12 protein-coding genes are annotated in these 13,126 nt (G+C 72.5%); 5 read left to right on the top strand and 7 right to left on the bottom strand.

Annotated elements, in window-relative coordinates; genetic code table 11:
- Nucleotides 1-14: 14 nt before the first annotated feature.
- From IE242_RS09605 to iolC, 5 genes are all read right to left on the bottom strand, one after another.
- Complete coding sequence (locus IE242_RS09605) at nucleotides 15-770, bottom strand: GntR family transcriptional regulator (RefSeq protein ID WP_189857335.1); 756 nt, start codon at nucleotides 768-770, stop codon at nucleotides 15-17.
- Nucleotides 771-889: 119 nt separating this feature from the next.
- Nucleotides 890-2,773, bottom strand: coding sequence for a 3D-(3,5/4)-trihydroxycyclohexane-1,2-dione acylhydrolase (decyclizing) (iolD, locus tag IE242_RS09600; RefSeq protein WP_189857333.1), 1,884 nt, complete (start codon nucleotides 2,771-2,773; stop codon nucleotides 890-892).
- Nucleotides 2,774-2,780: 7 nt separating this feature from the next.
- Complete coding sequence (gene iolB, locus IE242_RS09595) at nucleotides 2,781-3,662, bottom strand: 5-deoxy-glucuronate isomerase (protein ID WP_189857331.1); 882 nt, start codon at nucleotides 3,660-3,662, stop codon at nucleotides 2,781-2,783.
- 62 nt (nucleotides 3,663-3,724) lie between these two features.
- Nucleotides 3,725-4,603, bottom strand: coding sequence for a Cgl0159 family (beta/alpha)8-fold protein (locus tag IE242_RS09590; protein WP_189857329.1), 879 nt, complete (start codon nucleotides 4,601-4,603; stop codon nucleotides 3,725-3,727).
- 497 nt (nucleotides 4,604-5,100) lie between these two features.
- Nucleotides 5,101-6,096: a 5-dehydro-2-deoxygluconokinase gene (gene iolC / locus IE242_RS09585; protein WP_189857327.1), complete on the bottom strand. Its 996-nt coding sequence runs from the start codon at nucleotides 6,094-6,096 to the stop codon at nucleotides 5,101-5,103.
- A gap of 341 nt (nucleotides 6,097-6,437) precedes the next feature.
- Between iolC and IE242_RS09580 the strand changes: the two genes are divergently transcribed.
- The 4 genes from IE242_RS09580 to IE242_RS09565 all read left to right on the top strand — a co-directional run bounded on the left by IE242_RS09580 (nucleotide 6,438) and on the right by IE242_RS09565 (nucleotide 10,705).
- Nucleotides 6,438-7,466 carry a sugar ABC transporter substrate-binding protein gene (locus tag IE242_RS09580; RefSeq protein ID WP_189857325.1) on the top strand — a complete coding sequence of 343 codons (1,029 nt, stop codon included), beginning with the start codon at nucleotides 6,438-6,440 and terminating at the stop codon, nucleotides 7,464-7,466.
- Nucleotides 7,467-7,471: 5 nt separating this feature from the next.
- Nucleotides 7,472-8,545: an ABC transporter permease gene (locus IE242_RS09575; RefSeq protein WP_189857323.1), complete on the top strand. Its 1,074-nt coding sequence runs from the start codon at nucleotides 7,472-7,474 to the stop codon at nucleotides 8,543-8,545.
- Between the two features lie 8 nt (nucleotides 8,546-8,553).
- Entirely contained in the window at nucleotides 8,554-9,504 is a 951-nt protein-coding gene (locus IE242_RS09570) for an ATP-binding cassette domain-containing protein (RefSeq protein WP_229858571.1), read from the top strand.
- 181 nt (nucleotides 9,505-9,685) lie between these two features.
- Nucleotides 9,686-10,705, top strand: coding sequence for a Gfo/Idh/MocA family protein (locus IE242_RS09565; protein WP_189857319.1), 1,020 nt, complete (start codon nucleotides 9,686-9,688; stop codon nucleotides 10,703-10,705).
- 59 nt (nucleotides 10,706-10,764) lie between these two features.
- On the opposite strand, the gene IE242_RS09560 is transcribed toward IE242_RS09565, so the two are convergent.
- Both IE242_RS09560 and IE242_RS09555 read right to left on the bottom strand, forming a co-directional pair.
- The gene (locus IE242_RS09560; protein ID WP_229858569.1) at nucleotides 10,765-11,958 is read right to left on the bottom strand and encodes an acyltransferase family protein; all 1,194 of its coding nucleotides are present in this window, start codon (nucleotides 11,956-11,958) and stop codon (nucleotides 10,765-10,767) included.
- A 77-nt stretch (nucleotides 11,959-12,035) separates the two neighbouring features.
- The gene (locus IE242_RS09555) at nucleotides 12,036-12,527 is read right to left on the bottom strand and encodes a nucleoside deaminase (RefSeq protein ID WP_189857317.1); all 492 of its coding nucleotides are present in this window, start codon (nucleotides 12,525-12,527) and stop codon (nucleotides 12,036-12,038) included.
- Between the two features lie 175 nt (nucleotides 12,528-12,702).
- Between IE242_RS09555 and IE242_RS09550 the strand changes: the two genes are divergently transcribed.
- Complete coding sequence (locus tag IE242_RS09550) at nucleotides 12,703-13,104, top strand: BlaI/MecI/CopY family transcriptional regulator (protein ID WP_189857315.1); 402 nt, start codon at nucleotides 12,703-12,705, stop codon at nucleotides 13,102-13,104.
- The last annotated feature ends 22 nt before the right edge of the window (nucleotides 13,105-13,126 follow it).

Genomic DNA, 13,126 nt, shown 5'->3' with positions numbered 1-13,126 from the left:
CTGCCCGGCGGCCGTCAGCTCCGTACCAGGAGCTGCAGCTCGAACGAGTGGCGCGAGGCCCGGTAGACGTGGGTGCCGTACTCGACCGCGCGGCCGGTGTCGTCGTACGCCGTGCGCCGCATCGTCAGCAGCGCGGCGCCCTCGGGTTCGCCCAGCAGCCCGGCCTCCTCGGCGGTGGCCGCGCGGGCGCCCACGGACTGCCGCGCGCTGTGCAGCGTGATCCCCGCGCTCCGCATCATCCGGTACAGGCCGGTCTCCTCCAGGTCGTCCGTGCCGAGGGCGAGGAGGTCCGCGGGGACGAAGGTGCACAGATGCGCCACCGGCTCGCCGTGGGCGAGGCGCAGCCGCCGCACGTGGTGGACCGGCGCGCCCTCGGCGATCCCCAGGGCCGCCGCGGCCCCGGCCGGCGCCGGTCCCACCTCGTTGCCCAGCACCCGCGTCGCGGAGCTCTCTCCGGCGGCCGGCAGGTCGTCGTACAGGCCGGTCAGCTCCATCGGGCGCCCGACCCGGCTGTGGACCACCTGCGTGCCGACGCCCCTGCGGCGCACGAGCAGGCCCTTGTCGACGAGTGACCGGAGGGCCTGGCGCACGGTCGGCCGGGACAGCCCGAGGCGCCCGGCGAGCTCGATCTCGTTGCCGAGCAGGCTGCCGGGACCCAGCGCGCCGCCCTCGATCGCCGCCTCCAGCTGCCGGGCGAGCTGGTGGTACAGCGGCACGGGGCTGGTGCGGTCGAGCGCGAGGCCGAGGCGGGCGGAAGCGGTACGGGTCACCGGGGGAGCCTATCCGTCGGTCACGATGACATCACGATGACAGGAGCCCTTTTCATCGTGTTGTCCTGACATGACCTTGCGGTCGGCATGGGAGGGGAAGCCGGCCGGGTGCCGGGCGGTCACAGGTGCCGCCGGCGGGCGGCGGTGTGGCGGTCGTACCTCTCGCGGGCCCGTACCGCCGCGTCTCGGGACGCCACCTCGGCGACCGGCACGTCCCACCAGGCCTCGGCCGGGGGAGCGGAGGGCGCCGGGTCGGTCTCGACGTACACGCACGTCGGCCGGTCGGAGGCGCGGGCCTCGGCGAGCGCGGCGCGCAGCTCGCCGACGGTCTTGGCACGCAGGACGTCCATGCCGAGGCTGGCCGCGTTGGCGGCGAGGTCCACCGGCAGCGGGGCGCCCGTGAAGGTGCCGTCGGCCGCCCGGTAGCGGTAGGCGGTGCCGAAGCGCTCGCCGCCGGTCTCCTCGGAGAGGCCGCCGATGGAGGCGTACCCGTGGTTCTGGAGCAGGACCAGGTTGACCGGCAGGCCCTCCTGGACGGCGGTGACGATCTCGGTCGGCATCATCAGGTAGGTGCCGTCGCCGACCAGTGACCAGACCGGGGTGCCGGGCGCGGCCTGCTGGACGCCGATGCCCGCCGGGATCTCGTAGCCCATGCAGGAGTAGCCGTACTCCAGGTGGTACTGGCGCGGTGAGCGTGCCCGCCACAGTTTGTGCAGGTCGCCGGGGAGCGAGCCGGCCGCGTTGATCACCACGTCGTCGTCGCCGACGACCGCGTCCAGCGCGCCGAGGACCTGCGTCTGGGTGGGTACGGCGCTGTCGTCGTCCGCGCGGAAGGCGGCTTCCACGACACGCTCCCAGCGCTCCTTGCCCGCGCGGTACTCCGCCTCGTACGCCTTGTCGACCCGGTGGCCGTCCAGCTCGCGCGCGAGTGCCGTGAGGCCCGTACGGGCGTCGGCGACCAGGGTGCGGGCGGCCAGCTTGTGGGCGTCGAAGGCGGTGATGTTGAGGTTGAGGAAGCGGACGTCGGGGTTCTGGAAGAGGGTGCCGGAGGCGGTGGTGAAGTCGCTGTAGCGGGTGCCGACGCCGATGACCAGGTCGGCGGTGCGGGCGAGGTCGTCGCAGACCGCGGTGCCGGTGTGGCCGATGCCGCCGAGGTCGGCCGGGTGGTCGTGGCGCAGTGAGCCCTTGCCCGCCTGGGTGGAGGCGACGGGGATGCCGGTGGCGTCCACCAGCGCCTCGAGGGCCTCCTCGGCCTCGCTGTGGTGGACGCCGCCGCCCGCCACGATCAGCGGGCGCTCGGCGGCGCGGATCGCCCGTACCGCCTCGGCGAGCTCCAGCGGGTCGGGCGCGGGACGGCGTACGGGCCACACGCGCTCGGCGAAGAACTCCTCCGGCCAGTCGAACGCCTCCGCCTGCACGTCCTGGGGCAGGGCGAGGGTGACCGCGCCGGTCTCGGCCGGGTCGGTCAGCACCCGCACCGCGTTCAGCGCGGACGGGATCAGCATCTCCGGGCGGGTGATGCGGTCGAAGTAGCGGGAGACCGGGCGCAGGGTGTCGTTCACGGACACGTCGGCCTCGGACGGGTGCTCCAGCTGCTGGAGCAGCGGGTCGGCGGCGCGGGTGGCGAAGTAGTCGCCGGGCAGGAGCAGCACCGGCAGCCGGTTGATGGTGGCGAGGGCGGCGCCCGTGACGAGGTTGGTGGCGCCGGGGCCGATGGACGTCGTCACCGCCTGCGCGGAGAGCCGGTTCAGCTGGCGGGCGTAGCCGACGGCCGCGTGCACCATGGCCTGCTCGTTGCGGCCCTGGTGGAAGGGCATGGTGTCCTCGCCGGCCTCCAGGAGGGCCTGGCCGAGGCCGGCGACGTTGCCGTGGCCGAAGATGCCCCAGGTGCCGGCGATCAGGCGGCGCCGTACGCCGTCGCGCTCGGTGTACTGGGCGGACAGGAACCGGACCAGTGCCTGGGCGACGGTCAGGCGGCGTACTGACGGGGTGGAGTGGCTCATCGGGTCCTCACTGCTCGGGGGCGGTGTAGAGCGGCAGCCGGGGGTCGACCGGCTGCCCGGGCCAGGTGCCGCGGATCCAGGCGTGGTCCGGGTGGTCGCAGATCAGCCAGGCGCGGTCGGGGTCGGGGCCCGCCATCACGTTGAGGTAGTACATGTCGTGGCCGGGGACGGCCATGGAGGGGCCGTGCCAGCCGTCCGGGATCAGCACGACGTCCCCGCTCCTGACCTCGGCCAGCACATCCGTGCCGGTGCCGTGGCCCGAGGGGGAGACCCGCTGGTAGCCGAGGCCGGGGGTGCCCTCGTGGTCCGCGAACTCGAAGTAGTAGATCTCCTCCAGCTCCGACTCCTCGCCGGGCCGGTGCGCGTCGTGCTTGTGCGGCGGGAAGGAGGACCAGTTGCCGCCGGGGGTGATCACCTCGACGGCGATCAGCTTGTCGCATGCGAAGGCGCCTGCCGCGCCGAAGTTGTTGACCTGGCGGGAGCAGCTGCCCGCACCGCGCAGCTCCACCGGGACGGCGGACGCGGGACCGTAGCGGGCGGGCAGGCGGCGCTCGCAGCGGGCCCCGGTGAGGGCGAAGCGGCCGCCGGCGGGCGAGGTGAGGGAGACCTCCGTGTCCCGGGGCACGTAAGCGAAGTCGGTGACCCCGCTGAAGACGCTCTCCCGGCCGTGCAGCCGGAACGTGCCGCCGTCGACGGCGACCGTGCAGGCCCCGGACAGCGGCAGCACGATCCACTCGCTGTCGCCGGTCGCGAAGTCGTGCCGGCCGCCGGCGGGCAGCTCCAGCACACGCAGGGCGGAGTACCCCCAGCCGGCCGACTCAGGGGTGATGTGCACGGTGTGGGCGTCGTCGCCGGACTTCCCGGCCGGAATGTGGTGCGTGGTGGTCATGTGGGTGCTTCCTCGGCTCGACTCGCGGCGGGTTCGACGGCACAGGGGACGGGAGTGGGGGTTCAGAGCAGCGACACCGCAGTGTCGACCGCGGTCTCCACGCTGCCTTCGGCGGGGTAGAGCAGGGAGCGCCCGACGACCATGCCCTGCACGGTGGGCATCCTCAACGCCTTGCGCCATCTCTCGTACGCCGCCTCCTGGTCCCTGCCGACCTCGCCGCCGAGCAGCACCGCGGGCAGCGTGGACGACTCCAGCGCTCCGGCCATGTCGTCGGGGTCCTCGGTGACGGGCAGCTTCAGCCAGGTGTAGGCGGAGGTGCCGCCGAGGCCGGAGGCGATGGTGATGGAGCGGGTGACGGCCTCGCGGCTCAGGTCGTTGCGGATCCCTCCCGCCACGCGGCGGGATATGAACGGCTCCACGAACACGGGCAGGCGGCGGGCCGCCATGTCGTCGACGGCCCGGGCCGTGGCCTCCAGCGTGCGCAGGGAGCCGGGGTCGTCGTAGTCGATGCGCAGCAGCAGCTTGCCGGCGTCGAAGCGGAGCCGTTCGAGATCCTCGGCGCGGTGCCCGGTGAAGCGGTCGTCCATCTCGAAGGACGCCCCGGCCAGGCCCCCGCGGTTCATGGAGCCCATGACGACCTTGCCGTCCAGGACGCCCAGCAGCAGCAGGTCCTCCAGGATGTCGGCGGTGGCGAGCACGCCGTCCACGCCGGGCCGCGCCAGCGCGGTGCACAGCCGTTCCAGGAGGTCGGCCCGGTTGGCCATGGCGAGGCGGTGGTCGCCGACCCCGAGGGCGCCGCGGGCGGGATGGTCGGCGGCCACGATCATCAGCCGGCCGCTGTCGCCGATCAGCGGCCGGCGCACACGTCGGCCGGCGGCCTCGGCTATGGCCTCCGGGTGCCGGGCGCGCACCGAGACGAGGTCGGGGATGCTGATGCTCATGACGGGCTCCGTTCGGGAGTGGCGGTGGTCGGCGGCGCGGGGGAGGAGGCGTCGGCTTCGGGGTGGTGGTCGGCGGGGGACGCGGCTTCGGTTCCCTCGGGGCCTGAGGGCGGTCGGCGGGTATGGGACTTCGGCTCCCACGGGAGGCCTGCGGCCGGCGGGCCGGGTGGTGCGGGGTCTCCGGGCTTCCTGGGGGCGGTGGCCGGTCGGCCGGGTGGTGCGCGGTCTCCGAGCCTCCTGAGGGCGGTGGCCGGGATCGGTGGCAGCGCGCCGTGCGAGGAGGCCCTGACGTACGGGTTCGGCGGCCTTTCCGCGTGAGTGGGGCCTCGCCGCGACGCCCGGCAGCCGGCTTTCGGCTGGGGACCCACCCGATCGGGACCCACCCGACCGGAGACCCAGCAGCGCCCGTGTCCGCGCGAGCAGTCCCCCGACCAGGAACCCGGCCGCCCGCGCGCGCAGGCCCAGTTCCCGGTCCCGATCGGCCCCGTCCCCGGCGTTCACCCCCGTGCGAGCAGTTCCTCGACCTCGGACGCCGTCGGCATCGCGGAGGAGCAGGCGAGGCGGGAGGCGACGAGGGCGCCGGCCGCGTTGGCGTACCGCATGGTGTTCTCCAGGTCCCAGCCGGCGAGCAGACCGTGGCAGAGGGAGCCGCCGAAGGCGTCGCCGGCGCCGAGGCCGTTGACGACCTCCACGGGGACCGGCGGGACCTCGGCGGTGGTGCCGTCGCGGTGGACGGCGAGCACGCCCTTCGGGCCCTGCTTGACGACGGCGAGCTCGACGCCGGCCTCCAGCAGCGCCTCGGCGCAGGCGTGCGGCTCGCGCACCCCGGTGGCGATCTCGCACTCGTCGAGGTTGCCGACGGCGACGGTCGCGTGCCGCAGCGCCTCCGCGTAGTACGGGCGGGCGCTCTCCGGGTCCTGCCAGAACATCGGCCGCCAGTCCAGGTCGAACACCGTGGTGCCGGACCCGGTGCGGGCCCGGAGGGCGGCGAGCGTGGCCGAGCGGCTGGGCTCCTCGCTCAGGCCGGTGCCGGTGATCCAGAAGATCCGGGCCGCCCGGACCGCGTCCAGATCCAGCTCGTCGGCGTGGATCTCGAGGTCCGGGGCCTTGGGCCGGCGGTAGAAGTAGAGCGGGAAGTCGTCGGGCGGGAAGATTTCACAGAACGTGACGGGCGTAGGGTAGGCATCGACCGGGGTGACAAAACGGTCGTCGACCCCGAATCCCCTCAGGGCCTGGTGCAGGTACGTACCGAAGGGGTCGTTTCCGGTGCGTGTGATCACAGCGGTAGCGTGGCCAAGACGTGCGGCGGCCACGGCCACGTTGGCCGCCGACCCCCCAAGAAACTTCCCGAAGGACTCGACTTGCGGCAGCGGCACCCCGGTCTGCAACGGATAGAGATCGACACCGATCCGTCCCATGGTGATGAGATCGAACGATCCGGCCTCGCCGACCTCGAAGGAACCGGTGTCGAGCGGTCCGGCGGTCTCAGGCATGCGCGTCACTCCTCGGTCGGGGCGGCGGGCCGGCGGCCCGGGGGGCGCGGGGGGATGCGGGCACCCGGGCCCGGATGTATCCCAGGTGTAGGACTCCGGACGCGCCCCTGTCAAGCATTTGTACTTACATTCGGACCTGCGCGGGAAGCGATGTCTGTGTGAAGTGATGTCTTGACAAAGGATTGACAGCCTGGGCGGGCACGCACTTGTATCCCGTCCCAGCGAAACCGCCGCCACACGGCACAATGTCCCGGGCTCCCCGCCCGGGACCGCGCGGGTCTTCCACGCCCGACGCCGTCTCGTACCTGTTCTCCCCGGTCGCACAGTGAGGTGCTGGAAAGATGGACCGCACGTTTCGCCCCCGCTCCCGTCGCGCGCGCAGAGGCGCCCCGCTCGTCGCGCTCGCCGCGGCGAGCGCGCTGCTCATAGCGGGCTGCTCCAGCAGCTCGGGCGGCAAGAAGGCGGAGGAGCGCGCCGCCGACGCCGCCGCGGGCAAGGCCGACACCCCCCGGATGACGGTCGCCCTGGTCACCCACCAGGCGCCCGGCGACACCTTCTGGGACATCGTCCGCAAGGGCGCCCAGGCCGCCGCCGACAAGGACAACGTCGAGCTCGTCTACTCGGCCGACCCCAACGCGGGCAACCAGGCGAACTTCGTCCAGAACGCGATCGACCAGAAGGTCGACGGCATCGCGGTCACGCTGGCCAAGCCGGACGCCATGAAGGACGTCATCGCCAAGGCGGAGAAGGCGGGCATCCCGGTCGTCGGCATCAACTCGGGCATGGACCGGTGGCAGTCCCTGGGCCTGCTGTCCTTCTTCGGCCAGGACGAGTCCGTCGCCGGTGAGGCGCTCGGCAAGAAGCTGAACGAGACGGGCGCCAAGCACGCCGTCTGCGTGATCCACGAGCAGGGCAACGTCGGGCTCGAGTCCCGCTGCGCCGGGGTGAAGAAGACCTTCGAGGGCGAGACGGAGACGCTGAACGTCAACGGCACCGACATGCCGTCGGTGAAGTCGACCATCACGGCCAAGCTCAAGCAGGACAGCTCCATCGACGAGGTCGTCACGCTCGGCGCGCCCTTCGCGATGACCGCCGTGCAGTCGGTGGCCGACGCGGGCGGCAAGGCGAAGATCGCCACGTTCGACATGAACAAGGAACTGACGAGCGCGATCAAGAAGGGCGACATCGAGTTCGCCGTCGACCAGCAGCCCTACCTCCAGGGCTACCTCGCGATCGACTCGCTGTGGCTCTACGAGAACAACGGCAACTACAGCGGCGGCGGTGAGCAGCCGGTCCTGACGGGCCCGGCCTTCGTCGACGGGTCCAACGTCGACACCGTCGCCGAGTACGCCGCGAAGGGCACCCGGTGATGACCATGTCCCAGGCAACGGCACCGGCGGCGGAACCCGCGTCGCCGGACTCGCCGGCCGGCGGGAAGGACGGCCGTACCGCCGAGCGCTCGGTGGTGCGCCGGCTGCTGGGCCGGCCGGAGGTCGGCGCCCTGATCGCCGCCGTCGGCGTGTACGTCTTCTTCTTCGCGGTGGCCCCGCCGTTCCGCGAGGCGAGCTCGCTCGCCACCGTGCTCTACCAGGCGTCCGTCATGGGCATCATGACGCTCCCGGTGGCGCTGCTGATGATCGGCGGAGAGTTCGACCTGTCCGCGGGTGTCGCGGTGACCACGTCCGCGCTCACCGCCGCCATCCTCAGCTACCAGCTGACGGTGAACGTGTGGACGGGCGTGATCGTCGCGCTGATCGCGTCGCTCGCCGTCGGCGCGTTCAACGGCTGGCTGCTGATCAAGACCGGGCTGCCCAGCTTCCTGGTGACCCTGGGGTCCTTCCTGATCCTCCAGGGCGCCAACCTCGCCGTCACCAAGATCTTCACCGGTAATGTCGCCAGCGACTCGATCAGCGACATGGACGGCTTCGACCAGGCCAAGTCGGTCTTCGCCTCGGAGATCTCCATCGGCGGGGTGAACTTCAAGATCACCATCTTCTACTGGCTGGTCTTCGCCGCCCTCGCCACCTGGCTGCTGCTGCGCACGAAGTTCGGCAACTGGATCTTCGCGGTGGGCGGCAACCAGGACAGCGCCCGCGCGGTCGGCGTCCCGGTCAAGTTCACCAAGATCGCCCTGTTCATGGGCGTCGGCCTGGGCGCCTGGTTCGTCGGCATGCACCTGCTGTTCTCGTTCAACACGGTGCAGTCCGGCGAGGGCGTCGGCAACGAGTTCCTGTACATCATCGCCGCGGTCATCGGCGGCTGCCTGCTCACCGGCGGCTACGGCTCCGCGGTCGGCCCGGTGATCGGCGCCTTCATCTTCGGCATGGTGTCCCAGGGCATCGTCTACGCCAACTGGAACCCGGACTGGTTCAAGGCGTTCCTCGGCGTGATGCTCCTGCTCGCCGCCCTCGTCAATCTGTGGGTCCGCCGCCAGGCGACCAGGAGGTGACCCGATCCATGACCAGCAACGGCAACGACAAGGGCAAGGGGACCGCGACCGGCGGCACGGCCGTCAAGGACGCGCCCGAGGACGGCGCCCCCCTCGTGGAACTGCGCGCCGCGGGCAAGTCGTACGGCAACGTCCGCGCCCTGCACGGCGTCGACCTCACCGTCCGTCCCGGCCAGGTCACCTGTGTCCTGGGCGACAACGGCGCCGGCAAGTCCACCCTCATCAAGATCGTCTCCGGACTGCACCAGCACACCGAGGGCGAGTTCCTCGTCGACGGTGAGGCGGTACGTTTCAGCACCCCGCGCGAGGCCCTGGACCGCGGTATCGCCACCGTCTACCAGGACCTGGCGACGGTGCCGCTGATGCCGGTCTGGCGGAACTTCTTCCTCGGCTCCGAGCTGACCCGGGGCCCCTGGCCGCTGCGCCGCCTCGACATCGAGCGGATGAAGAAGACCGCGGACGAGGAACTGCGCGCCATGGGCATCGTCCTCGACGACCTGGAACAGCCCATCGGCACGCTCTCCGGCGGCCAGCGCCAGTGCGTCGCCATCGCCCGCGCCGTCCACTTCGGCGCGCGCGTGCTCATCCTGGACGAGCCGACCGCCGCCCTCGGTGTGAAGCAGTCCGGTGTGGTGCTGAAGTACATCGCCGCCGCCCGCGACCGCGGCCTCGGCGTCATCTTCATCACCCACAACCCCCACCACGCCTACATGGTCGGCGACCACTTCAGCGTGCTGCGCCTCGGCACCCTGGAGCTCAGCGCGGCCCGCAGCGAGATCACCGTCGAAGAGCTGACGAACCACATGGCCGGCGGCGCCGAGCTCACCGCGCTCAAGCACGAGCTGGCCCAGGTGCGCGGCGTCGACGTGGCGGAGCTGCCCGGGGAGGAGGACGTGCAGGCCCCTGCCGCGGCCTCGGCCGAGGCCTCGTCCGGGGCTTCGTCCGAGAAGACCTCCTGACGGCCGCGTCCGGCTGTTCCTGGACCGAGCCGGGCCCGTACGGCTGCCCGCCGGCGGGCCCGGCCCGGCTCAGTGACGGAAGCCGGGCAGCGGTGCCGTCGACGTCGTATACGCACAGACGTCGTACACGCACATGATGTGCGTGTCCCAAAAGATCCACCCGAAGGGACGACCACCCACCATGACTCAGCGCGGAACGCTCGGGGTCGCCGTCATCGGCACCGGCCGCATGGGGGCCGACCACGTACGCCGTATCGACGAGGTGATCAGCGGGGCGCGTGTGGCCGCCGTCGTGGACCTCGACGCGGAGCGCGCCAAGCGGCTGGCCGACGGCATCGAGGGCTGCACCGCCTACTCCGACGCGGCCGCCGCCATGGCCGCCGACGACGTGGACGCCGTCCTCATCGCGTCGCCCGGTCCCGCCCACGAGGCGGACCTGCTGACGGCCTTCGCGCACGACCTGCCCGTGCTCTGCGAGAAGCCCCTCACCCCGGACGCGGCCTCCGCGCTGCGGGTCCTTCAGGCCGAGCAGAAGCTCGGCCACCGCCGGGTCCAGGTCGGCTTCATGCGCCGGTACGACGCCGAGTACATGAAGCTCAAGGCCCTGCTGGACGGCGGGAGCCTCGGCCGGCCGCTGATGCTGCACAACCGGCACCGCAACGCCTCCAGCCCGCCCGGCTTCACCAGCGCCAACCTCATCAACGACTCCGTCGTCCACGAGATGGACGTCACCCGCTGGCTGCTGGACCAGGAGATCACGGCGGTCACCGTGCTGCGCCCGCGACCGTCCTCGAACGCGCCCGAGGGCCTGGCCGACCCGCAGTTCGTCATCTTCGAGACCGACGGCGGCGCGCTCGTCGACGTCGAGATGAACGTCAACACCGGCTTCGGCTACCAGGTGAAGGCCGAGGCGGTCTGCGAGCGCGGCACCGCCCGCATCGGCGAGGAGCAGTCCCTCGTCACCGAGACGGCCGGCCAGTGGGGCGGCACCATCGTCCAGGACTTCACGGAACGTTTCGCCGACGCCTACGACCGTGAGGTGCAGGCCTGGGTGGACGCCACCCGGCGCGGTGAGGTCACCGGCCCGAGCGTGTGGGACGGCTACGCCGCGGCGGCCGTCTGCGAGGCGGGCGTTCGCGCCCTGACCGAGGGCGTCCGGGTCGAGGTGGAGATGATCGAACGCCCCGCTCTCTACCGCTAGCCCCACCGCTGGGCGGACCGCGTCACGCCGTACGCGACGGCACCGTGCCCCGGGAGTGCTCAAGGCGCCTTCGCCTGGGCCGCCTCCCGGGGCACGGGCGTGTCCGCGGGTTCGTCCCGGGCACGGAAGGCCCACTCCATCCGCGGTTCCACGACGTACCGGAACACCGCGCGGACCGGCGGGCCGCACAGCACCGTGATCCCGCCGACGGCCAGCGCCGTCACCATGAGCTCGCCGAGCGGGGTGTGCACCCAGGCGGGGGCGTACCAGTCCCAGAAGCGGGACGACTTGATGACGAACCCGTGCAGCAGATAGCCGTACATCGTGCCCGCGCCCAGCGCCGTGAACCAGGTGTGCCGGCGCGGCACCCAGGCCAGGAAGCAGGCCGTCAGCAGCACCGCCAGGCCGAACAGCGCGGGTGTGGTGAGCAGCCCCGCCCAGGCCGGCGCACCCTGTCCGGTGACGCTTCCCCGGTGGTAGAACCAGCCCGCGTCGAACCACGGCGCCACCCCGTACGCGGCCACCAGCGCGCCCGCGCCCACCGGCAGCGCGAGGAGGCGGACCCGCCGGGTGCGCAGCCGCTCGAAGTGCTCGCCCCGCAGCGTCAGCCCGAGGACGAAGCAGGGCAGGAAGGCGAGCACCCGCTGCAGACCCATGTCGCCGCCCGTGTCCGGTGAGACGGACGCCAGCGCGGCGATGCCGAGCGCGACGGGCACCGGATGACGCAGCGCCGGCCACAGCGGAGTGGTGATCCGCCACACGAAGAGCGCCAGCAGGAACCACATCACGTACCAGGGGTCCAGCAGGCTCAGCGGATAGCCCCAGTCGTCCCGGGCCCAGCGGTAGAAGAGCGTGTACGCCGTCTCGAAGACGAGGTAGGGCACGACGACCGACGTGACCAGCCGCCGCACCCGGCCCGGACTCAAGTCGAAGCTCCGCGAGAAGTACCCGGAGATCAGGGCGAACGCGGGCATGTGGAAGGCGTACACGGTCAGGTACGCGGCCGTCGCCGCCCGGCTGCCGTACGTCAGCGGCTCCCAGGCGTGCCCGCAGGCCACCAGCACGATCGTGAGGTACTTGGCGTTGTCGAAGTAGGGGTCCCTGGACGGGCGCGCGGACCTCGGCGGCGCCGGCGCGCTCCGGCCGGGGGAGGGGGCGCTGGGCGCGGCGGGCTGTTCGGACGCACCGGGCTCGTACGGGAGTGCCTCGGGACCTGGGGGAGCGGTGAGGGCGGAGCGGTCGTGCTGCACCACGTCGGACTGCCTCCGGACTGCGACTGCGACTGCGTCGTGCACAACGGACCCGGTGCGCCTGCCCCGCCCCCGGGGCCTCACTCCTCCTTCTCACCCCGACGGAGGAACCGGTGGTGCAGGGCACGCACCTGTTCGACCAGCTCGGGTACCGGACCCTCCACGGTCACACCCGGCGCGATCTCGCCCACCGGCAGGGTCCGCACCGCAGGCGGGGGCGCGCCCCACTCGGCGAACCAGGAGGTGAGCTGCGCGGAGGAGGTGACGTACACGATGCGGCCGAGGCCCACCCACCCGTGGGCGGCCGCGCACATCGGGCAGTGCTCGGTGGACGTGTAGACGGTGGCCGCCGCCCGCTCCCCGGGCGTCAGGTGCGCCGCCGACCAGCGGGCCAGCTCGAACTCCGGGTGGCGGGTGCGGTCCCCGGACGCCACCCGGTTGTGGTCCTCGGCCAGCACCGTGCCGTCCGCGGCGACGAGCACCGAGCCGAACGGTTCGTCACCGGCTTCGAGCGCCTGCGCCGCCAGCTCCACACAGCGCCGCAGATGGGGCAGTTCGGAGTCGTTCACCATGTTCGTACGCACCTTCCCGCGCCACGGTCCGCGCGGCGCGGGCACGTCGACGCCCCCCGCCGCGATCTTCGGGTGCAGCCTACGTTCCCGGCGCCGTACAAGGGGGTGGGGCGAACAGGGCAAGGAATACGATGAAGCGCTTGTGCAATGGGGGACGGCGGAAGGGAGACAGGACGTGACGGACCACCGGCAGCGTCCCCGGCGACGGGGGCAGGGCGAGCTGGAAGGGCTGGTCCTGTCGGCCCTCCGTGAGGCCGACGGTTCCGCCAGCGCGGGTTGGGTGCAGCAGCGCCTCGGCGGCGACCTCGCCTACACCACGGTGATCACCATTCTGACCCGGCTGCTGGCCAAGGGCGCCGTCACCCGCGAGCGTTCCGGCCGGGCCTTCGTGTGGACGCCCGCGTCCGACCACGCCGGGCTCGCCGCGCACCGGATGCGCAAGGTGCTGGACGCCGAGAGCGACCGGCAGGCGGTACTGGCCAGCTTCGTCACGGCGCTCGGCCCGGACGACGAGCGGCTGCTGCGCGCACTGCTGGACCGGCCGGAGGCCGGGCCCGGCCCCGGGAGGGGCGACTGAACTCCCGGGCCGAGAGGGAGGA

Origin of the sequence: Streptomyces poonensis, assembly GCF_014650915.1 — a bacterium.
GTDB lineage: Bacteria > Actinomycetota > Actinomycetes > Streptomycetales > Streptomycetaceae > Streptomyces > Streptomyces poonensis.
The sequence above is the reverse complement of the archived record's forward strand: the minus strand, read 5'-3'. Positions and strand labels throughout refer to the sequence as shown.

Excerpts from the sequence above, each read along its gene's own strand:
- IE242_RS09565 (WP_189857319.1), top strand. The coding sequence starts at position 9,686 with ATGACTCAGCGCGGAACGCTCGGGGTCGCCGTCATCGGCACCGGCCGC.
- IE242_RS09590 (WP_189857329.1), bottom strand. The coding sequence starts at position 4,603 with ATGAGCATCAGCATCCCCGACCTCGTCTCGGTGCGCGCCCGGCACCCG.
- iolD (WP_189857333.1), bottom strand. The coding sequence starts at position 2,773 with ATGAGCCACTCCACCCCGTCAGTACGCCGCCTGACCGTCGCCCAGGCA.
- IE242_RS09570 (WP_229858571.1), top strand. The coding sequence starts at position 8,554 with ATGACCAGCAACGGCAACGACAAGGGCAAGGGGACCGCGACCGGCGGC.
- iolB (WP_189857331.1), bottom strand. The coding sequence starts at position 3,662 with ATGACCACCACGCACCACATTCCGGCCGGGAAGTCCGGCGACGACGCC.
- IE242_RS09575 (WP_189857323.1), top strand. The coding sequence starts at position 7,472 with ATGTCCCAGGCAACGGCACCGGCGGCGGAACCCGCGTCGCCGGACTCG.
- iolC (WP_189857327.1), bottom strand. The coding sequence starts at position 6,096 with ATGCCTGAGACCGCCGGACCGCTCGACACCGGTTCCTTCGAGGTCGGC.
- IE242_RS09555 (WP_189857317.1), bottom strand. The coding sequence starts at position 12,527 with ATGGTGAACGACTCCGAACTGCCCCATCTGCGGCGCTGTGTGGAGCTG.
- IE242_RS09580 (WP_189857325.1), top strand. The coding sequence starts at position 6,438 with ATGGACCGCACGTTTCGCCCCCGCTCCCGTCGCGCGCGCAGAGGCGCC.